At 54.3% G+C, this 19,989-nt stretch carries 18 protein-coding genes and 3 pseudogenes; 8 read left to right on the top strand and 13 right to left on the bottom strand.

The features are described from left to right. The first annotated feature begins 52 nt into the window (after positions 1-52). The gene (locus tag Q0W94_RS03920) at positions 53-1,195 is read left to right on the top strand and encodes a histidine kinase (protein WP_297761399.1); all 1,143 of its coding nucleotides are present in this window, start codon (positions 53-55) and stop codon (positions 1,193-1,195) included. Here the strand turns inward: Q0W94_RS03920 and Q0W94_RS03915 are convergent. Next, complete coding sequence (locus Q0W94_RS03915) at positions 1,192-2,151, bottom strand: hypothetical protein (RefSeq protein WP_297761397.1); 960 nt, start codon at positions 2,149-2,151, stop codon at positions 1,192-1,194. The two genes, Q0W94_RS03920 and Q0W94_RS03915, sit on opposite strands and share 4 nt — an antisense overlap. Positions 2,152-2,263: 112 nt before the next feature. Then, positions 2,264-3,280 (bottom strand): UDP-3-O-(3-hydroxymyristoyl)glucosamine N-acyltransferase, encoded by a 1,017-nt coding sequence (lpxD, locus tag Q0W94_RS03910; protein ID WP_297761394.1) that lies wholly within the window; start codon positions 3,278-3,280, stop codon positions 2,264-2,266. Positions 3,281-3,484: 204 nt separating this feature from the next. Between lpxD and Q0W94_RS03905 the strand changes: the two genes are divergently transcribed. After that, positions 3,485-3,670: an NblA/ycf18 family protein gene (locus Q0W94_RS03905; protein WP_297051737.1), complete on the top strand. Its 186-nt coding sequence runs from the start codon at positions 3,485-3,487 to the stop codon at positions 3,668-3,670. Positions 3,671-4,293: 623 nt separating this feature from the next. Beyond that, positions 4,294-5,016 carry a superoxide dismutase gene (locus Q0W94_RS03900; RefSeq protein ID WP_297761391.1) on the top strand — a complete coding sequence of 241 codons (723 nt, stop codon included), beginning with the start codon at positions 4,294-4,296 and terminating at the stop codon, positions 5,014-5,016. Here the strand turns inward: Q0W94_RS03900 and Q0W94_RS03895 are convergent. The 4 genes from Q0W94_RS03895 to rpsP are packed head-to-tail and all read right to left on the bottom strand — an operon-like array spanning position 4,961 to position 6,778. Then, complete coding sequence (locus Q0W94_RS03895; RefSeq protein WP_297761388.1) at positions 4,961-5,983, bottom strand: PhoH family protein; 1,023 nt, start codon at positions 5,981-5,983, stop codon at positions 4,961-4,963. The genes Q0W94_RS03900 and Q0W94_RS03895 overlap by 56 nt on opposite strands. A gap of 9 nt (positions 5,984-5,992) precedes the next feature. After that, a complete protein-coding gene (gene rpsU, locus Q0W94_RS03890; protein WP_011055893.1) occupies positions 5,993-6,166 on the bottom strand; it encodes a 30S ribosomal protein S21 in 174 nt (57 codons plus the stop codon). Between the two features lie 3 nt (positions 6,167-6,169). Next, a complete protein-coding gene (locus Q0W94_RS03885) occupies positions 6,170-6,523 on the bottom strand; it encodes a KH domain-containing protein (protein WP_297761385.1) in 354 nt (117 codons plus the stop codon). A 3-nt stretch (positions 6,524-6,526) separates the two neighbouring features. After that, entirely contained in the window at positions 6,527-6,778 is a 252-nt protein-coding gene (gene rpsP, locus Q0W94_RS03880) for a 30S ribosomal protein S16 (protein WP_297761382.1), read from the bottom strand. Positions 6,779-6,884: 106 nt separating this feature from the next. On the opposite strand from rpsP, the gene fabD reads away from it, so the two are divergent. Next, the gene (gene fabD / locus Q0W94_RS03875; protein ID WP_297761379.1) at positions 6,885-7,883 is read left to right on the top strand and encodes an ACP S-malonyltransferase; all 999 of its coding nucleotides are present in this window, start codon (positions 6,885-6,887) and stop codon (positions 7,881-7,883) included. After that, positions 7,774-8,410: pseudogene (locus Q0W94_RS03870) on the top strand (lysophospholipid acyltransferase family protein). Before fabD ends, Q0W94_RS03870 begins: the two are co-directional and overlap by 110 nt. On the opposite strand, the gene gap reads toward Q0W94_RS03870, so the two are convergent. The 7 genes and pseudogenes from gap to Q0W94_RS03835 form a co-directional block, all read right to left on the bottom strand. Next, a complete protein-coding gene (gene gap / locus Q0W94_RS03865) occupies positions 8,407-9,429 on the bottom strand; it encodes a type I glyceraldehyde-3-phosphate dehydrogenase (protein WP_297761376.1) in 1,023 nt (340 codons plus the stop codon). The pseudogene Q0W94_RS03870 and the gene gap overlap by 4 nt on opposite strands. 22 nt (positions 9,430-9,451) lie before the next feature. After that, positions 9,452-9,787 carry a rhodanese-like domain-containing protein gene (locus Q0W94_RS03860; protein WP_297761373.1) on the bottom strand — a complete coding sequence of 112 codons (336 nt, stop codon included), beginning with the start codon at positions 9,785-9,787 and terminating at the stop codon, positions 9,452-9,454. Positions 9,788-9,840: 53 nt separating this feature from the next. Continuing rightward, positions 9,841-11,390: pseudogene (locus tag Q0W94_RS03855) on the bottom strand (NAD(P)H-quinone oxidoreductase subunit N). A gap of 166 nt (positions 11,391-11,556) precedes the next feature. Continuing rightward, positions 11,557-12,454, bottom strand: a pseudogene (locus Q0W94_RS03850) (LD-carboxypeptidase). A gap of 1 nt (position 12,455) precedes the next feature. Continuing rightward, positions 12,456-12,728, bottom strand: coding sequence for a hypothetical protein (locus tag Q0W94_RS03845; protein ID WP_297761369.1), 273 nt, complete (start codon positions 12,726-12,728; stop codon positions 12,456-12,458). Positions 12,729-12,793: 65 nt separating this feature from the next. Continuing rightward, on the bottom strand, positions 12,794-13,315 hold the full coding sequence (locus Q0W94_RS03840; RefSeq protein ID WP_315863085.1) for a transcriptional repressor: 522 nt from the start codon (positions 13,313-13,315) through the stop codon (positions 12,794-12,796). A 228-nt stretch (positions 13,316-13,543) separates the two neighbouring features. Next, positions 13,544-15,475: a transglycosylase domain-containing protein gene (locus Q0W94_RS03835; protein ID WP_399372170.1), complete on the bottom strand. Its 1,932-nt coding sequence runs from the start codon at positions 15,473-15,475 to the stop codon at positions 13,544-13,546. Positions 15,476-15,636: 161 nt separating this feature from the next. Between Q0W94_RS03835 and tyrS the strand changes: the two genes are divergently transcribed. From tyrS to Q0W94_RS03820, 3 genes are all read left to right on the top strand, one after another. Next, positions 15,637-16,863 (top strand): tyrosine--tRNA ligase, encoded by a 1,227-nt coding sequence (gene tyrS, locus Q0W94_RS03830; protein ID WP_297762353.1) that lies wholly within the window; start codon positions 15,637-15,639, stop codon positions 16,861-16,863. 250 nt (positions 16,864-17,113) lie between these two features. Beyond that, positions 17,114-17,245 carry a hypothetical protein gene (locus Q0W94_RS03825; protein ID WP_297761362.1) on the top strand — a complete coding sequence of 44 codons (132 nt, stop codon included), beginning with the start codon at positions 17,114-17,116 and terminating at the stop codon, positions 17,243-17,245. Between the two features lie 58 nt (positions 17,246-17,303). Continuing rightward, positions 17,304-19,988: a pitrilysin family protein gene (locus Q0W94_RS03820; protein ID WP_297761359.1), complete on the top strand. Its 2,685-nt coding sequence runs from the start codon at positions 17,304-17,306 to the stop codon at positions 19,986-19,988. The last annotated feature ends 1 nt before the right edge of the window (position 19,989 follow it).

Raw genomic sequence — 19,989 nt, 5'->3', positions numbered from 1 at the left:
CCCCTCTAGGAAGCGCAATTCACTGCCCTTGAGAAGACTCGCCGGTGATTCAATGAAAGCGTCTGCGGATGCCAGTTCTCCCCAAGAAACGACACCGCCGCTCAGTTTGCTCCTGTTTGTTGCCAATCGTCCGGGCGATGAAGAGGAAACCGCTGCCATTCAAGCTCACATTCAGCAACTGCCCTCGAACTTTAGCTTTGAATTAAAAGTGGTGCCCATTGGTGAGCAACCCTACCTCCTAGAGAAGTATAAGCTAGTTGCCACGCCTGCCTTAATTAAAGTCCGCCCTGAACCGCGCCAAACCCTCGCTGGTCGTAAGCTCCTGCAAAAGGTGGACTATTGGTGGCCGCGCTGGCAGCGGGAAGTGGCCCTTGGCCTACAGGCGGATATGCAAAAGTCGGCAGCGGAGCAGTCAGATTGCTCGATGGAACTCAGCCGCCTCAAGGATGAGCTGTTTCAACTGCGCCAAGAGCGGGATCGCCTTGCCGAACAACTGCAATTCAAGGATCGAATTATTAGCTTGCTGGCTCACGAATTACGAAACCCCCTCACGGCTGTCGGTATTGCCCTTGAAACCCTAGAGTCCAACCTTCAGGAAGAGAGCAATCAACAACTCCATATTGAGGACATCCAACGCCTGTTTCACCATGCCCGCAGTCAAACCCAGACGATGGGACAGCTGATTACCGATTTACTGTTGGCGGCTCGCGGCCCCCAAGACAAGCTGCAAATTATGGCACGGCAACTGGATTTGCGGCAACTATGCCAAGAAACCGTTGAGGATGTGCGCTTAAATTTTGAGCGTAAAAAGCAGCATTTTACCACCGATATTCCTTTGGATTTGCCCTTGGTCTATGGCGATGGCGATCGCATTCGTCAGGTGCTGGTCAATTTACTGGACAATGCCTGTAAGTACACTCCCGAAGGGGGCAAAATTCACCTGAGTGCCTTTCACCGCATGACCCAAAAGGTGCAAGTTACTGTTGCAGACACTGGCCCGGGCATTCCCATTGAGCAGCAGGAGAAAATTTTTGGCGAAACGGTTCGCCTCGATCGCGATCGCACCATTGAAGGCTATGGCATTGGCCTTGCCCTTTGCCGCCAGATTATTCGTATGCACTATGGCCAGATTTGGGTGGACTCCCAACCGGGGAAAGGCAGTTGCTTCCACTTCACACTGCCCGTCTATAGCTAGGGCTGTCCTTCCTTGACCAGGCGGGCGATCGTTTCGGCGCGCAGATAGGGATCAGGCCCAAAGGGCAAAATTTCGTAGAACTCATTATCCGGCAAGCGCATCAGTTGGAGGGATTCCTGCTCGCGATAGATCACATAGACTCCCGGTGGCCACGTTTTGGCACTGCGCACTGGCACTGGCATGTCGCGGCGCTCTCTTCCGACGCAGGCGAGGCGCACCACCTGTGTGTTGGGACGATAGACCACCTTATCTTCCCGGGTACGCCGAAACAAAAAGCGATCCAAAGCCTTGGGTAAGATCTGTGTTTCTGTGCCCCCCAATTGCAAATTTAACTCTAGCAATTTGTCTTCGAGGGTGAGTTCAATGATACGGGGTTCAGGGACAAGGGGCTGAGAGTGAATCTCAGTGGTCTCTTGGGGCGGCGCGGCAGTCGGTTTCACCTTCTGGACGATTTGACTGATGTACTCCAGATCCACCGTCGTGATTTTCTTGAAGGTGACAAACCAGGAGAGCAAACTAATGGCCACTGCCGGTTCCAATGTCGTAATCAAAGTTTCTAAGTCTAAGTCATCAAGACGAATGCCCCTAAGGGCAGCATCGGTTTGGCCCAAGACAATGGCTGCATCCCCCGGACTTAAGTGTTTAAGGCTGCTGTAGAGCAAGCGCAGATCAATCGTTTCTTGGCAGCCTTGGGTTGAAATGCGGTAGGTGATGTCGTAGAGCCAATCTAGGGTCACCAAGTCATGGTTGAGCATCCAGAGGGCAACATTAAAGGCCGTTTGGGGAAAGGCAGCTTGGGCAAGACTTTTGACGATGACCTGGGCGCGATCGCGCTGGAGCAAGGAGATCAAGGCCGCCTGTTTTTCTGCCTTGGTTGTGAGTTCATGATAGCCAAGGAGGTCTTGGAACAGTTTTTGATCACTGGGCAGTAATCGAATTGCCGCTGGAGGAGTCATAGGCTTAGTGCCGCAGATTCATGTGACTCATTTTCCTTCACCCGCTGATGAAGGCTAGACAAGGCAATGCTAGTCCTTAATTCCACTATAGAGGGTGGCTAGCGTATCGATGCTATTGCCCCACCTGAGCTTCCAATTTACGCACTCGCTTGAGGAGATCTGGCAATTGCTTCACTGCGGCTGAGACCTTGAGGTAGAGAGTTTGATCCATCGCCGGGATCCCCCCCATGCGACTATCTGGCGGTACCGAGCTACTAATGCCGGATTTGGCGGAGACAACAGTGCGATCGCCAATGGTCAAATGACCCGCTGCCCCCACTTGCCCAGCCAAGACCACGTGATTACCAATGTGGGTCGAGCCTGCCAATCCCACTTGGGCACAGAGAATGGCATTTTCACCAATGGTGCAGTTGTGGGCCACCATCGTCAGGTTGTCAATTTTTGTGCCCTTCGCCACGGTGGTCTCTCCAAGGGTGGCGCGATCAATCGTTGTGCCAGCACCAATTTCCACATCATTGCCAATGATCACGGTGCCCACTTGGGGAATTTTGTAGTGACGACCATCGGGCAGGGGGACATAGCCAAAGCCATCACTCCCTAAAACCACGCTGTTTTGCAAGATGACGCGATCGCCCAATTGCACCCGCTCCCGCAGGGCACAGTGGCTGTAGATACGACAGTCTGAGCCAATGACCACATCGTCGTAAAGGGTGCAATGGCTATCAATCACCGTGCGATCGCCAATGCGGACGCGATCGCCAATCACCGTATAAGCACCAATCGTGACCTCAGCTCCCAAAACCACATCAGTTCCCAGAATTGCTGTCGGGTGAATGGTGGCGGCAGGTTTGGGTTGTGGGTAAAACCATTCAATACACTTGGCAAAGGCAAGGTAGGGATGGGGCACCCGCAGCAGAGGACAGGCGGCCTCCCCTTGAAAGTCAGGACGCACAAACACAGCAGCCGCTTGGGTGATCTGCAACAGGGCGGTGTACTTAGGATTGGCCAGAAAAGAAATATCCGTTGCTGTTGCTGTTTCTAGGGGGGCGACCCCCAACACCGGGCGATCGCCTTGCTCTGGACAGTCGAGGGTTGCCCCAAACCGTTCGGCGACATCTGCCAACCGCATCTTGCCGTCCTCATCATTGAACTTGAATTGTAGCTCAGTCTATCAGGTCTCATTTATAAAACGGATCAAGAATTTCGTGAAATCGTTCATACTGAACATTTTATCCTCTGCGCAGGTGGTATCCATTGAGTGGCAACTTTGTCAATGTGTTTGTTATATTTTTTAACACCTATACCCAATGACATGGAATAAGGAGTACGTTCTATGGAGCAACGCTTCCCGGAACTGAATGTTGACCTCAGCTTTGAACAGGAGTTTCAAATGCGGGTGATGGAGGAGCAAGTGAGTACCATGAGCCTTCAGGAAGCGCGTGAGCTACTGTTGCAAGCCTCCCGCCTATTGATGATGAAAGACAACGTGATTCGCTCCTTGGTCAAACGCGCTGCCTAGGTCACCAATGTGTGGGACGGACCTCTTTCTCCACCTTGCTTCCGCTCGCGAATCAAGTAGGGGATATGGGGCTGCACCACAATATTTTTTATTAGGTAAGCGCTTCATTGCGAATCTCACTTAGCTCGTGAATTTTTTCTTGTATCTATTGTCATCTAGCTACAGCATTTCAGTTCACATTAGCCAGACGCGCCGCCAAGCATAGTTCTCCGGTGCAAGGATTTTACAGTTTCTAAGAGCTTCTAAGATGTAGGTAGGGGAAATTCCCCTTGCGATCGCTCCTAGGAGGTATTGATTGATGACCCGTCCACTGCTGATGAGCGTAGCGCTGACGGCATATTCTACCCCCTTGCCACTTGGCCACCCCTCTGCTCCCGCTCTTTAATCCCATTTCCCCGACCACTGGCTTTGCATCCTCAGAAATAACCGCCTTTGGCAAAATCAGTGGCGTTCTAAAGACCGCCGCCAGGGCAGTACCACACTGCAACCATCCTCCGACAAGGTGCTGCAAATTGAGCTGGATGGCCAACGCCTGACCCCCAGCCAAGCCCAACACCTCCTGCTGCGCCAAGAATAATTCCGAGGGGCTTAGACTATTAGCGGGAACATTTCACGTACTCGTTATGCGCCTAACCCGTCGTCAAACCCTCAGCCTCCTAGTCGGCAGTGCTGCTACACTGTGGTTGCGATCGCGCCCAGCCGTGGCGGCAGATGAGCCATCAGAAATTTATACGCTGCCGCCTTTGCCCTATGACTACGATGCCCTAGAGCCAGTGATTGATGCAGAGACGATGCGTCTGCACCACGACAAACACCATGCAGCCTATGTCAACACTCTCAACAAGGCACTGACACCCTACCGTCAATGGCACGGGCTCGCCATTGAAGAACTCCTGCACCACCTTCACCAACTCCCCACCGCTATCCAACAAACTGTGCGCAACCACGGCGGTGGCCATGCTAACCATTCCCTCTTTTGGGAAAGTATGGCACCGAATGGCGGCGGTGAGCCCACGGGGGACCTCGCCATAGCCATAGAAGACACTTTCGGCTCGTTCCCAGAGTTTCAAACCCAGTTTCAGCAGGCAGGTCTGCAGCACTTTGGCAGTGGCTGGGTCTGGCTTGTGCTGACGCCCCAAGGAAATTTGACCATTACCACGACGCTAAACCAAGATTCTCCGCTGATGCAAGGGCAAGTGCCCATCTTGGGCAATGATCTGTGGGAACATGCTTATTACCTGACCTATCGCAACCGGCGCGATCAGTACCTAGAGGCTTGGTGGCAGGTGGTTAATTGGCCTTGGGTGAGCGATCGCTATGCTCAGATGCGCGCTCTTTTGGCTTAGTGCGCAAGCCCTGCTCATGGCGATCGTAGGCATCAATAATCCGCTCGACAAGGGGATGGCGAATGACATCCCCCTTGGTTAGATAACAAAACGCGATCCCTTCGACATCCTTGAGAATTTTCGTAGCCACACTGAGGCCAGAGGTTTGATGTTCTGGTAGATCGGTTTGCGTCAAGTCCCCGGTCACCACCAAGCAGGAGTTAAAACCAATACGGGTCAAGACCATTTTCATCTGGGCAGGAGTGGTGTTCTGGGCCTCATCGAGGATGACAAAGGCATTATTCAGCGTCCGCCCCCGCATATAGGCCAAGGGGGCTACTTCAATCACGCCCCGCTCCATCAGGTTGCTAATTTTCTCCGGCTCTACTAGCTCGTAGAGGGCATCGTAGAGGGGGCGCAGATAGGGATCAATTTTTTGCTGTAGATCTCCCGGCAGAAAGCCAAGCCGCTCACCCGCTTCCACTGCAGGCCGTGTTAGAATTAGCCGCTCATAGGTGCCCGCCAGTAGCGCTTGGACCGCCAGGACCGTGGCCAAGAAAGTTTTGCCGGTGCCCGCGGGCCCAATGCCAAAGGTGAGGGTGTGGCTACGAATCGCTTGAACGTACTGGCGCTGGCGAAAGGTTTTAGCGCGAATAATGTCACCGCGGCGGGTGCGAGCTAGAATGTCCTGTTGCAGCTCCTGGAGGGCTTCCCGCTGCTGAGTGTCGTAGGCATGGCGGACCGTGAGAATATCCACCCCCGACACAGGACGCCCCTCCCGCCAGAGGGTACTGAGGTCTTGAATGAGTTGTTGGCAGAGTTGGATTTGAGCAGGGGTGCCAGTGATATAGAGATCTCGTCCCCTTAAAACAAGGGTCGCCCCTGTTTGGGCGGCAAAAATGCGGAGATTAGCTTCTTGCTCACCGACAAGGGCGATCGCACTCTCAATGCTGTGGAGGTCAATGGTGAGGCTTTCCCTCGTGGTCATACCCTAAACTTAGCGATTGCGCTTGCGGGCGGCCTCCTGTTTGCGTTTGCGGCGCAGGCTGGGTTTTTCGTAACGTTCACGCCGCTTGACTTCCGAAAGAATACCTGCTTTTTGGATTTTTTTCTTGAATCGCCGTAGGGCGGACTCAATGGATTCATTTTCACCTAAACGGACTTCAGCCACGCGCTAACTTTGCCTCCTTGATGATGAATAAAAACGACGACGGGATCGCCGTGGGCGATCGCTCCTTTGATGATCTATTTTAGGCGTACTTTTGGCAGCATCATAAACATCTAAGTAAACCTGCTGACCAGCGGCTTGGGCAGCAGCCTGTAAAACCGCTCGAATGGCCTGGAGATTGCGACCGCCACGACCATAAACCCGCCCTTTATCCTCGCCAGCAAAGGCAAGACGTACCCAAATGCGAGAATGAGCAGGAGAAAATTCCGCATGGAGCCGCAGGGTCTCTGGTGCTTCCATAAAGGGTTCAAGCAGGAAGCGAATTAAGGCAGCGTAATTGGGGGCAGCCGAATCAGTCATTGCCTATTTTTGGGCAGTTGCGGGGAGAAGATTCGCTTTGACAAAGAGCCGCCGCACCGTATCTGTGGGTTGTGCACCCTGCGCCAAACGCCGCTTGATAGCCTCTTCGTTGAGGCGCACTTCATCATGGATTGGATCGTAAAAGCCCAATTCTTCAAGGGCACGCCCATCGCGGCGATCGGTATTATTCATGGCCACAATACGATAGGTGGCGTTCCGCTTTTTGCCGTAGCGTTTGAGACGCAGTTTAATCATGTCAGCCTATGGAGATAGAAGGGGTGGGTTTTTCTTGACAATTTTCTAGTATAACGGACCTCCTAAATCGGGTAAAGTAGATTCCGGTTTGAGTTGAGCACTGCCGATGACAAAGACAGCGTGGTTATTTCCCGGCCAAGGGTCGCAACATCCAGAAATGATGGCGGATTTGCTGACAGCCTATCCCCCAGCCAAGGAGCGGTGCGAACAGGCAGCGGCGATTTTAGGGTGGTCGGTCATTGACTGCTGTGCAGGTTCCATCGGCAATTTAGATCAAACGCTCTATACTCAGCCCAGTTTGTTTCTTGTGGAGAGCCTACTGGTGGATGCCCTCAAGGAACGGGGAGCTAAGGCGGACTTTGTGGCAGGACATAGTCTCGGTGAATATGTTGCCCTCTATGCGGCAGAAGTCTTTGATTTTGAAACGGGACTCAAATTGGTGCAGCGGCGCGCTGCACTGATGAATGCCGCCGGTGGAGGCAAGATGGTGGCCTTGATTGGCTTTGACCGCCAGGAGTTGCAGCAGGCGATCGCCAGCACGCCTAACGTGGTTCTGGCCAATGACAACCATCCGGGACAAGTGGTGATTTCAGGGCTGCCGGCAGCGGTGGACACAGTGGTGGGCAAAATTAAAGTGAAGCGAGCGGTTCCCCTGAATGTCAGTGGGGCTTTTCATTCCCCCTTGATGGCGGAGGCCGCAGCCACATTTGCCACCCTGTTGGATGAGTGTCAGTTTCAAGCGGCTGTCTTTCCTGTCCTGAACAATGTCGAACCCGAACCAACAACGGATGCAGCGTTAATCAAGGCACGGTTGCGATCCCAAATGACGGGTTCTGTGCGTTGGGTAGACACTTGCCATGCCCTTGCGGCGGCGGGCGTGACCCAAGCTTTGGAGATTGGCCCTGGCAATGTCTTAGCCGGTTTGGTTAAGCGCACCACCCCAGAGATCACCGTTACCAGCGTGTGGCCACGATCGCCAGTTTGGAGAGCCTGGTGTGAGTCGCGATCGCGAGCCTTTCATCAGCCTGCTCCTCTACCATCTCTTCAAATGGTCAGTGGTGAGTCCACTCCTGCACACCTATTTTCGGGGGCGCATCTATGGTGATCAGCAGGTACCGCTGCGAGGGCCACTGGTGGTGGTAGCCAATCATGCCAGCTACTTTGATCCGCCCCTCATCTCCAACTGTGTGCGCCGACCTGTGGCCTGGATGGCTAAGGAGGAATTGTTCCACATTCCCATTTTTCGCACATTGATTAGGTGGTATGGCGCCTATCCTGTGAAGCGAGGCGCGGGCGATCGGCGGGCATTGCAGGCCGCCCTCAAAGCCCTAGAACAGGGTTGGGCGGTGGGGGTCTTTTTGGCGGGCACCCGCACCAAGGATGGCCGTATTTATGACCCGAAACTCGGGGCAGCCTTGATTGCAGCCAAAGCCCAAGCCCCCCTATTGCCCGTTTGCCTTTGGGGCACCCAGGAGATTCTCAAGCAAGGGATGTTTCCCGCGCCCAGTTCCAGTGACAGTGCGCATTGGTGCACCCATTCCACCGCCCGCTTCAAGCGATCGCGCTGCCCTAGAAGTGGTCACTCAGCATTGCTGCGAAGTCATCCACAGCCTCCATGACTTGGGTCGCTAGAGCAGACCATCCTTTGCGGCCATCAATTTGAGTAGATCCACCACACGGCAGGAATAGCCCCACTCATTGTCATACCAGGCCACCACCTTAAAGAAATTGGCATTGAGTTGAATCCCCGCCGTGGCATCAAAGATACTGGAGCGACCATCACCGATAAAATCACTGGAGACAACCGCCTCTTCCGTATAGCCGAGAATACCCTGGAGTTCCCCCTCAGCCGCCGCCTTCATTGCCGCACAAATCTCCCCATAGCTTGTAGCCTTCTCGGTTTTGAAGGTCAAATCCACCACAGAGACATCGGGGGTGGGAACGCGAAAGGCCATCCCGGTCAACTTGCCCTTGAGTTCAGGCAACACCAGCGTTACTGCCTTGGCGGCTCCTGTAGAAGCCGGAATAATATTTTGGCCAGCCCCGCGGCCGCCGCGCCAATCCTTTTTGCTGGGGCCATCCACAGTGGGCTGGGTAGCGGTGACGGAGTGCACGGTGGTCATCAAGCCCTCTACTAAGCCAAAGCTTGCGTGCAACACCTTAGCAACTGGGGCTAAGCAATTGGTTGTGCAACTAGCATTGGAGACAATGCGATCGCTCGACGGGTCAAAGGTATCGTGGTTAACACCGACGACAATCGTTTTCACCTTATCGGCATCCTTAGTGGGGGCTGAAATCACCACCCGTTTGGCACCCGCTTGTAAATGCTGAGCCGCCCCCTCATAGCCAGTAAATAACCCAGTGGACTCAACGATATAGTCTGCACCAACGGCTCCCCAGGGCAGTTCTGCGGGATTGCGAATGGCCGTACAGGGAATGAACTTACCATCAATTTCAATGCCCTCCGCTGTGGCCTTGACGGTACCCGGATAGAGGCCGTGGGTGGAATCGTACTTGAAGAGATAGGCTAGGTTATCCGCAGGCACAAGATCGTTAATGCCGACAAACTGAATATTGTCGCAGGCAAGAGCCGCCCGGAGCACCAAGCGGCCAATGCGGCCAAAGCCATTAATACCGACTCTCAACGTCATGAAAACTCTCCCAAATCATCCACTAGTAACGGGGAAGGGTTGGATCGACTACTGCAGCATAGGCATCAATTCCACCAACAATATTCTTGACATTGCGAAACCCCTGCTGAATTAACCAGTGCCCCATCTGGGCAGAGCGTACACCATGGTGGCAGAGCACCAAAGTCTCCCGGTCTGGATCAAAGAGCTGACAAATTTGGGGCGACCACTGGGGAAACGCACTCAAGGGCAAAGGCGTAAAGTGAGGAAGACGGGCGATCGCCCACTCCTCTGGTTCCCGCACATCAATCAGCTGCAAGGTATCCGCCTCTGTGGCTAGGCGTTGCGCCAATTCCACCACTGTGACTTGTCCTAGCATGGTTTTGCCCTGATTCTAAGAGGATAGATGGGGGATCGGAATTGAAATCATCCTTAAGATTTGCCTGCCGGGGATAGGGTTTGGTAAGCAACCGCCATAGCCGTTGGTTGATTAGCCAGTTGGGGCACATCCAATACTGCCGTATTCACCAAGTTGAAGAGGGGATTGGCCAAGATGCCCGCCAAGGAAGTGGCAATCACCGTCATTACCAACCCCACCTGCAAAGGCCGCAGGCCAAAGCTCGACCAAGAGACCTCGGGATAGTTGCGCACCGCCTCGGGACATTTCTTGGGGCTCCTTGACCACCATCATCTTGACAACGCGGATGTAGTAGTAAATGGAGATCACACTCGTCAATAGACCCAGCAGCACCAGACCATAGGCACCTGCTTGCCAACCGGCCCAGAAGAGGTAAATCTTACCAAAGAAGCCCGCCAGGGGCGGAATCCCCCCCAGAGGACAGCAAACATAGGCTCAGGCCGAGGGTCAGGAGGGGGTCTTTTTGATAGAGGCCCGCATACTCACTAATTTGATCGGTGCCGGTGCGCAGGGAGAAAAGAATCACACAGGTAAAGGCACCAAGGTTCATGAAGAGGTACACCAGCAAGTAAAAAAGCATACTGGCATAGCCTGCCTCAGTGCCAACGACAAAACCAATCATCACAAACCCCGCCTGACCAATGGAGGAGTAGGCGAGCATCCGCTTCATACTGGTTTGGGCGAGCGCCACCACATTGCCGAGAATCATGCTTAGGATCGCCAGCACCGTAAAGATGAGTTGCCACTGATCGGTGACGCTGGGGAAGGCCAAGGTCAAAAAGCGAATGGCGAGGGCAAAGCCAGCGGCTTTGGAACCCACCGAAAGAAAGGCAACCACAGGAGTAGGAGCACCCTCATAGACATCGGGCGTCCATTGGTGAAAGGGTACCGCGGAAATTTTGAAACTAATGCCGGCAATGACAAACACCAAGGCCACAACAAGACCCAAGGATTCGGAGGACAGGGCTTGGGCGATGGCTGGCAGTTGGGTGTGCCCACCGGAAAGGCCGTACAGTAGCGATGAGCCATAGAGGAAAATGGCAGAACTGGCCGCACCAATCAGGAGATATTTCAAGGCGGCTTCGTTGGAGCGGCTATCGCGCTTGGTATAGCCCGTGAGCAGATAGGAGGCAATACTCAGGGTCTCTAGGGCCACAAAGATAAACACCAGTTCTTGGGCACCGGCAATGAACATGCCACCCACCGTGGCCGTCAGCAGAATCGTCATAAATTCGCCGAGGGAACTGCCCGTTTGCTCCACATAGCGAATGGACATGAGAATCGTGCCCAAAGCGGAGAGGGCAATCAGTCCCCGGAAGAAGAGGCTGAGGTGATCGGAAATAAAGCTGCCAAAGAAACTGACGGTTGCGGGCTGAGTCCACAGAGGAATCATCGTGGCGATCGCCCCCCCTAAACCGACAATTGCAAAGTAGGGTGTCCAGCGATCGGCCTGACGTCCCTGAATCAAATCTGCCAACAGGACGACAAGCAGCGTCACAATCACAATGGTTTCCGGCAAAATGGTGCCTGCATTGAGCTGTCCGGCCAGTGTCACCAAATCCATAACTCTTTACGTGCCTTGATGGAATCCCCCATATCTTATCACTCAGGTTTTCATTTCATTGTTTACTCGCGATCGGCTTCTGCTTATAGGTTCGATTAGTTTCGGCCCCTCTTAACAGCGGCACATCGGGTAGGATGCCTCCGCAGCTGGACACTTCGTCAGCTTGTCAGAGTAATAGCCGCAAAGAACCGCGATCGCCATCTAGCTCAGCCGCCACCCCCACGGGTAATGTGAGCATTGACCCCCTCATGGCCAAAGGGCAAGTCACTAACAATGGGAATTCCCAAATCCGCCAAGCGATCGGCCAAAACCTCAATCAGCCGAAAATTCGGTTGCGTGGTGGCATCCTCACAACAACTAAACCGGCCGAGGGCAATCCCCTTAATCTGAGACAAGGCCCCACTACGGCGCCACTGCGTCAGCATACGGTCAATGCGATAGGGGGCTTCACCCACATCCTCTAGGGCCAAGATCACATGCTCAAAAGGCGGGCAATCAGGTGTGGCCAGCAAATGAGTGGCCACCGTTAAATTTCCCACCAAGAGGCGCCCCTGCACCACACCGCCCCCCCAACCGCTTCCCCATAGGGGCTCTAGGGGCTTGCCCCGCACGAGATCAAAAAGACGCTGCTGACTCCAAAGGGGCTCTTGTGCCAGTGTGGTGAGGACTGGACCATGGACGCCGGCCACCCCTTGGGCCGCATAGCTCCACAGAAGAGCCGTAATATCTGAAAAACCAATTAGCCACTTTGGTGGGGCTGCAGGCCACTGCCACTGCTCCAACAGACGAGTAGCCCCAAATCCCCCTCGCCCGCAGAGAATCCCCTTAATAGAATTATCTTGCAATAAGTGCCGTAGGCGATCGCGCCGCTGTTGATCAGAACCCGCAAGGTAGCCCCAGCCTGCAAAGTCAGCCTCATTAACAATGACCTCATAGCCCTGGGCTTGCCAACAGGCCACCCCCTGCCAAAAAGGTTCCCCTTGGCGGAGAACACCACTGGGAAAGGCGACGGCAAGGCGATCGCCGGGCTGCAGGGGAGGCGGTAATGTTGCAACAGCGGTCACGTTAGCAAAAAGTAGAATTGCGGTCAAACTGCAAGCGACCCGTGGCGATATTTTGACCCAGGGCGCGATCGCCCATAAAAGCGCGGAGGCGTTGGGGCAACCAGTAAACGGTCTCAATGCCGGGCGGTTGCTGAATGTCAAGATGGGCAAGGGGAGCGGTGGTGGCTATCCGGACAAAGACGTTGTAGGTGGTATTTGTTAGCAACACTTGAGGATAATGGGTATTGGCTTCAAGAACAACTTCAACAAAAACAGGGGGCTGATCAAAGGCCACCCGCCCATTGGGAAACCCAACCCGAGAATTAAAACAGGGGCAATCCCCAGAGGCCGTAACATCCTCTATTTACCCCGCGAGGGGGGTGCCGTCCCGTGGGCGATCGCGCTACTACAGACCCAGTTTTCCGGCAGTCCCGGGTAACCGCGCCGCAGCGCCTCTGGACAAATGGTATAGATCGTCAGTTGGCAATCAATCAGCTGCAGACCATATTTCTCCGTTTGCTTCAAGGCCTGCTTGAGAATGGAGTCATTATCAAACTCAGTCGTGCGGTTGCATTGCACACACACCATGTGGTGATGGTGGTGCGGGGACATTGTATTTAACTCGTAGTGCTTGTGTCCCTCAGCAAGTTCTAACTCCCGCAGAATACCCATCCGTGACATCAACTTCACGGTACGATAAACAGTGGATAAACTAATGGAGTGTCCCTGTTTGCGCAACTCATGGTGCAGGTCTTCAGCACTCAGGTGATTGCCCTTAGGCAGATTTTGGAAGATATTGAGAATCGTTTCTCGCTGTGGCGTCAACCGCCAGCCCTTCTCATTCAGTTCCGCCTTTAAGGCTGCTGCTGTATAAAGTGGCATAGGAGATTCACTTGATCTGCCGGTATTGGTTTGCATGATAGCCGACAACAAGTATCATTTGCAACAAGTGCAGCTTATTGAGAATGATTACAATGGTTTTACTGGACTTTTTGCCAATGAGTTGCAACGCTCAACCGGCCCCCATAACCTAAGCGGCCTCCCCCAACTCCCAGATCAATCCCTGAACCACTTCACCCTCTGGGGAGATCGGGCATTGCGCCAGCAGAGTTAATTTTTTTGCCGCTGCGGCTTGGGTCGCTGAAACTTCGACATCGGGGTAAAGTCCTCTACAGGCACATCCTTGAGGGCCTGAGCCATGAAATCTCGCCAAATGGGTGCCATAAAACCACCCCCCGTTGCCCCCTGCCCCAAGGGCGCATAGTTGTCATTCCCTGCCCACACAGCCGCTGAGAGTTGCGGCACATAGCCAACAAACCAAATATCCCGCTCAGAAGAAGTGGTGCCTGTTTTGCCTGCAGCAGGCCGGCCAATGTTGGCTGCTGTCCCTGTACCACTGGTGATTACGCTCTGCATCGTGCTGTTTAGGGCGGCAGCAGCCCAAGGATCAAGCACGAGTTTGGGGCGCGGTGTGTGATCTAGCAGCAAATGACCGTTGTTATCGGTGACTTGAATAATCGTTGTGGTGGGAGATTGCCAGCCATTATTGGCGAATGTGGCATAGGCAGCGGCCATTTCCAAGGGGGTGAGATCCACCGCTCCCAAGGGCAGGGAAACCACGGGCAACATTGGACTGGTAATGCCAAGGGTACGGCAAATTTCAATTACGCGCTCAATGCCCACCTCTTGGCCAAGGACAATCGCGGGAATATTGCGGGACATGGCCAAGGCCAGGCGCATAGATATGCCACCCATAAAGGAGCCATCGTAGTTGCGAGGCACATACCATCCGTCCCCATCCCGGTACTGCACTGGCGAGTCGCTAATGACTGAATCAGGGGTGTATTTGCCACTGGCATAGGCAGCATAATAGACAAAGGGCTTAAAAGCAGACCCTGGCTGGCGCAGGGCTTGGGTGGCTCGATTAAATTGACTGCGGCTGTAGTCTACTCCCCCCACCAGCGCTTTGACATAGTGGGTACGCGGATCCACGGCGGCTAAAGCTAACTGATCTGCACGCACACCACTGGCTTGCAGGCTTTCATACCCCCGTCGGATGGCATCTTCCGCCATTTTTTGTATTTTGAGATCAAGGCTGCTTTGCACCCGCATGCCACCACGAATGACAGCTTCACGGCCGAATTGGCGGGTCAACTCCTGCAACACAGCATCGGTAATCCAAGGGCTACGACTGCGCTGGAAGGAGGTAATTTCCCCCAGCTTGATGGGTTCTTGGGCAGCGGCCGCAGCCTCTTGGGGGGTAATCCAATTCAACTCCACCAGCCGCTCTAGCACCAATTGCTGCCGTTCCTTGGCGAGATCAAAATCCACAAAGGGGCTATAGGCTTCTGGAGCTTGAATAATCCCAGCCATCATGGCGGCTTCGGCAAGCGTGAGATCTGCAGCATTTTTTTTGAAGTAGCTTTGGGCTGCAGTTTGCACGCCGTAGGTGTTATGTCCCCAATAGACCTGATTGAGGTACATCTCCAAAATTTCGTCTTTGCTGAAGATCTGCTCGAGGCGCATAGCCAAAACAGCCTCAGCCACTTTACGGCTCATGGAGCGATCGCGAGACAAAAAGAGATTTTTGACCAATTGCATCGTCAGGGTAGAGCCGCCCTGCACGGTACGCCCGGAGGTGAGGTTGACCATCAAGGCACGGCCAATACCAATGGGGTTAATACCGTGATGCTGGTAGAAACTGCTGTCTTCGATCGCCAGCACAGCCAGCTTCAGATTCGGCGAAATTTCGTTGAGGGGAACGACTTCGCGATTTTCTTCATCGTGAAGGCTCACAAGGAGTGTGCCCTTGGCATCGTAAATGTGGGTGGTTTCACTGGGGACATAGCCCCGTAGCGATCGCACATCCGGAAGATTCCGAAAGCTAATTGCTAGGCCCAACAGGCCACCCCCAATAGCCGCACACCCAAAGGTCATGCCCACGAGGAAGGTGCGGTTAGCAATTCGCAGTACCCCACGCCAGAAGTTTTCATCTTGGGGGCGCGTTTGGGAGGGGTGTTTGCCAAGGGTAGTGGTGGACACGACAGTCGCTGCCTCAGGCCAATTATTTTTTGCTTTGTATATAATTTTCTATTTAGCTAAAAGTCAGGAATGGCAAAATTGCCGCGCGATCGCAATTGATTGCTATCATAGCCATCCTAGACCAGAAAATGTCCTCACCCCAATAAATGCCCAATCAAATGATGTCTTCAGACCTTGAGGCCACCATTGCCCGGCTCCAGCGCGGCGTTGTCGAAACGTTCCCCCATGTCCCTGATTCCGCCAAACCCGAAGAAAATCTCTGGGCCTATTTGCGGCAAACGCAGCGCCCGCTCCGAATTAAGTTTGGCATTGATCCTACCGGCAGTGAAATTCACCTCGGTCATAGCATTGTCCTGCGCAAGCTACGCCAGTTTCAGGATGCGGGGCACTGTGCCGTGCTGATTATTGGTGACTTTACGGCTCAAATTGGCGATCCCACGGGGAAGTCGGAAGTGCGCAAACAACTTACCCCTGCAGAGATAGCAGCCAATGTGCAAACCTACCTTGAACAGGTGAGGCCAATTTTGGATTTTGAGACCCCCGGCCGCTTAGAAATTCGCTACAACTCGGAGTGGCTTGCCAAACTGGACCTGCGCAAAGTGCTTGAGCTTTTGGGAACGATGACGGTGGGCCAAATGCTGGCCAAGGAGGGATTTGCCGAACGTTACGCTAAGGAAACGCCTATTTTTCTCCATGAGTTTCTCTATCCGCTGATGCAGGGCTATGATTCGGTGGCGGTGGCCGCAGATGTGGAATTGGGGGGAACGGATCAAAAGTTCAATATTGCCGTCGGTCGCGATTTACAGCGTCACTTTCGCTTACCAACAGTGCAATTTGGCCTGCTGATGCCGATCCTAGTGGGTACAGATGGGGTACAGAAAATGTCCAAGTCCCTTGGCAACTATGTGGCGCTCACGGAGTCGGCAGCCAGTATGTACTCCAAGCTTGAAAAAATTCCCGATGCTTTGGTGAACCAGTACATTGAGTTGCTGACGGATTTGCCTTTGGACAGTTTGCCCACTAATCCTCGCGATCGCCAGAAGGCCCTAGCCCTAGAAGTGGTGAGTCAATACCATGGGCGAGAACTGGCCCTGCAAACCCAAGCGGAACTGGCGGCAATCGTCACCCAAGGGCAAACGGCACAGGTGGGATCAATTCCAGAGTATTCCCTTGGCGAGTTTCAGTTTCCCGTAAAGCTGACCTACGTGCTCAGTCACACCAAGCTCTGCCCCAGCAGCAGCGAAGCACGGCGGCAAATCCAAGGGGGTGGCGTCCGCCTCAACGGTGAGAAAATTACCGATGTGGATTTTACCCTCACCGCGCCAGAACCCTACCTCAACCAAGTGCTGCAGGTGGGCAAGAAAAAGTTCCTGCGCTTTGTACCCTAGGCATTTTTCACCTTCTGTGCCAAGATTCACTCAAGATAGTAGAGAGAACCTTTGGGCAACCAGCAGATGGGTGATCAGGAATTCCCAGCCAAGGCCCTCAGGGAGTGGCCGGCCTTGGGTGCAGATGTGCCGAAGGCAAACCGAGGTCACTTCTCTTCGGCATCTTCAGACCGACCTGCCCAAGCTCCAAAGTGATGGGAATGAGTTGGCAGGGGTACAAGTTTGAAGTCTATCCCTGCAATCCCATGGTGTGGATGGCAACAAGGATGAAACAACAATCGTGATGGCGGCAGCATCAGGGGTAGTTCTGGCGAGTCTTGCGACGGCGATGAGGACTCTTGGGGGCGCGATCGCCCCCCAAGGCAAAAAGGCAATTCAGTGAAACGATGACCCCAGGGCTAACTCCAAAATTCGTTAGAATCTTCTTATTTGTTGGCTTGATGCTCTTGAGTACCAGTTTGGCTCTGATTTTTCCCCTGCACATGGTAGAAGGACTCGGTAGTGGCGTAACCAAAGCGGTCTTAGATAATGGCCTAACCGTTCTCATCAAGGAAATTCCCACGGCGCCCGTTGTGAGTTTGCAGGTGTGGTATCGCGTGGGGTCTCGCCATGAACCGAAGGGAGAAAACGGGATTGCCCACCAGCTAGAGCATCTGATGTTTAAGGGGACCCAAAGCCGACCGGTACAGTTTGGGCAGTTATTTTATGCCCTGGGCAGTTCTTCCAATGCCTTTACCAGCTACGACATGACGGCCTACCACCACACGGTGCGTGCTGACCAATTGGAGCCACTGCTGATCCTGGAAGCCGATCGCCTGCGCCATACCCTCATTACCCCCGCTGCCCTTGAAAGTGAAAAGCGGGTGGTGATCTCGGAGCTGCAGGGCTATGAAAATAGTCCTGAATATCGCCTTAGTCGTGCGGTGATGGCGGCCCTCTATCCCAAGCATCCCTATGGCTTGCCAGTGGGGGGAACAGCCAGTGATGTGGAGCAGTTGACGCTACCGGCAGTCAAGAGTTTTTACCAGCAGTACTATCGCCCCGATAATGCCGTGGTGGTGATTGCTGGCGATGTCCGTCCGGCGAGGGCACTGGAGCTGGTCAAGAAAACCTTTGGGGTCATTCCCCAGCCGCCAGAACCTTTGATCGAGCCGCCGCTGCCGCCGCCTGGGGCCGGTTCAGCCCAGCGAATTCGCCTCAGGGAACCGGGGAGTGCGCCGCTACTACAGATTTTGGTGCCTATTCCAGGGATGACCCATCCGGATCAAGCGGCCTTGGATGTCCTGGATATGCTCCTCAGTGGCGGCCGCAGTTCGTACCTGTATCAGGAAGTGATGGAAACGGGTCAAGCCAGTTCGGCCTACTCCTACGTAGCCGCATTGCAAGAGGGGGGCTGGTTTGAAATGGGGGCGATCGCCAGCCCCGATCAATCCCTTGAAACCATTGAGCAGACCATTGGCAAGATTTTGCAGCAAGTGGCGGAGCGTCCCCTCAGCCTGGGTGAATTGCAACGGGCCAAACAACAGCTTAAGGCTAATTTTATTCTCCGCAATCGCGATATTGATGCCCAAGCCAGCCAACTGGCCAACGATGAAACCCTCACGGGCGATTACCGCTTTAGCGATCGCCACCTGGCGGCCATTGCAAAGGTCACCGCTGCCGACGTGCAACGGGTAGTGCAGACCTACTTTGGGCGCGATCGCTGGATTGTCGGGGAATTTATGCCCAGTGAATTTGCCGATGTGGAGCTGTCGGGTCGGCCGGCAGTTCAAACCACAGCCCACAATTTAATCGGTGAACCCGTGGATCCCCAAACCATCGCCGCCTATTTACCCCAAGGAGGCGCGCAGGCTGCCCCAGAGGTCAAAAACAATGGGGTAGAAACCTTCACGCTGAACAATGGTTTGCGGGTGCTCCTACTAGTGGATCGCAGTACCCCCACGGTCACCCTGGCGGGGCGGATTGATGCTGGCACAGCCTATGATCTACTCACGCAGCCGGGGGTTGCCAACCTCACCGCTGCCAATTTGCTCAACGGTACCCGGACCAAAACTGCCCTCACCCTAGCTCAAACCCTTGAGGATCGCGGCATTAGCCTGGAATTCAGTGCCTTTCGCGACGGGGTTGATGTCGAAGGCTATGCCCTCTCCAGTGAGCTACCCACCCTCTTGGCTACCCTTGGCGAGGTGCTGCAGGAAGCGGCCTTCCCAGAGGCGGAGTTCAAACTCAGTCAGCAGCGCTACCTGACGGCCTTGAGTCTTGAGGCGGATGATCCCGTGCGCTGGGGGCGCCGTGTTCTACAGGAAACCCTCTACCCAGCCAATCATCCCCTGCATCCCTTTGCCACCCCTGAGTCGGTGCAGGCCATTCAACGCCAAGACCTCCTGAACTTTTATCGTGCCGCCTATCGGCCGGATCGCACGATTTTGACCCTCGTGGGAGATTTTGACCCCCTGGCGGTGCGATCGCGCCTCAACGACATTTTTGGCGCTTGGCAGCCCCAAACGGCTCCCCTTTCCCTCACATTTCCTGCGGTTTCGCCGCCCCCGCAAACCCTCTTTCGGAATGCGGTCATTGCCGGTAAAAGCCAAGCCATTACCTATTTAGGGACACCGGGGATCGATCGCCGGGATCCTCGCTTCTATGCTGCAATGCTGATGAATCACATCCTCGGCGGCGATACGCTGGCCAGTCGCTTGGGCACGGAGATTCGCGATCGCCAAGGGTTAACCTACGGTATCTACAGTTTCTTTACGGCCAGTCGTCAGGCCGGACCGTTGATGATTCAGTTACAAACTGCCCCCGAAGATACCGCCAAGGCCATTCAAGCGACACTGCAACTTTTGCGGGAAGCATGCCGCAACGGATTCACTGCTGCCGAACTCGATGCGGCCAAGCGTAGCCTCAGCAATGCCTACATCGTGGAGTTGGCGAATGTGGATATGGTGGCACGGACGTTGTTGGGGAATGCCAGTGTGGGTTTACCGCCGCAGGAATTGCAACAGTTTAGCGATCGCTTGCAGCAGGTGACCTTGGCGGAGGTCAATCAAGCGCTGCGAGAGCTGATTGATCCGGAGCGACTGGTAATTGTCACTGCCGGGCCTGCCGTTTCCTTTAGCCCCTAAG

This window comes from Thermosynechococcus sp., assembly GCF_025999095.1.
Taxonomy (GTDB): domain Bacteria; phylum Cyanobacteriota; class Cyanobacteriia; order Thermosynechococcales; family Thermosynechococcaceae; genus Thermosynechococcus.
This window is presented reverse-complemented; position numbering and strand designations above follow the sequence as displayed.

Coding starts and splice junctions, on each gene's coding strand:
- Q0W94_RS03920 (WP_297761399.1), top strand. CDS start 53: ATGAAAGCGTCTGCGGATGCCAGTTCTCCCCAAGAAACGACACCGCCG.
- Q0W94_RS03915 (WP_297761397.1), bottom strand. CDS start 2,151: ATGACTCCTCCAGCGGCAATTCGATTACTGCCCAGTGATCAAAAACTG.
- lpxD (WP_297761394.1), bottom strand. CDS start 3,280: ATGCGGTTGGCAGATGTCGCCGAACGGTTTGGGGCAACCCTCGACTGT.
- Q0W94_RS03905 (WP_297051737.1), top strand. CDS start 3,485: ATGGAGCAACGCTTCCCGGAACTGAATGTTGACCTCAGCTTTGAACAG.
- Q0W94_RS03900 (WP_297761391.1), top strand. CDS start 4,294: ATGCGCCTAACCCGTCGTCAAACCCTCAGCCTCCTAGTCGGCAGTGCT.
- Q0W94_RS03895 (WP_297761388.1), bottom strand. CDS start 5,983: ATGACCACGAGGGAAAGCCTCACCATTGACCTCCACAGCATTGAGAGT.
- Q0W94_RS03885 (WP_297761385.1), bottom strand. CDS start 6,523: ATGACTGATTCGGCTGCCCCCAATTACGCTGCCTTAATTCGCTTCCTG.
- rpsP (WP_297761382.1), bottom strand. CDS start 6,778: ATGATTAAACTGCGTCTCAAACGCTACGGCAAAAAGCGGAACGCCACC.
- fabD (WP_297761379.1), top strand. CDS start 6,885: ATGACAAAGACAGCGTGGTTATTTCCCGGCCAAGGGTCGCAACATCCA.
- gap (WP_297761376.1), bottom strand. CDS start 9,429: ATGACGTTGAGAGTCGGTATTAATGGCTTTGGCCGCATTGGCCGCTTG.
- Q0W94_RS03860 (WP_297761373.1), bottom strand. CDS start 9,787: ATGCTAGGACAAGTCACAGTGGTGGAATTGGCGCAACGCCTAGCCACA.
- Q0W94_RS03840 (WP_315863085.1), bottom strand. CDS start 13,315: ATGCCACTTTATACAGCAGCAGCCTTAAAGGCGGAACTGAATGAGAAG.
- tyrS (WP_297762353.1), top strand. CDS start 15,637: ATGTCTTCAGACCTTGAGGCCACCATTGCCCGGCTCCAGCGCGGCGTT.
- Q0W94_RS03820 (WP_297761359.1), top strand. CDS start 17,304: ATGCTCTTGAGTACCAGTTTGGCTCTGATTTTTCCCCTGCACATGGTA.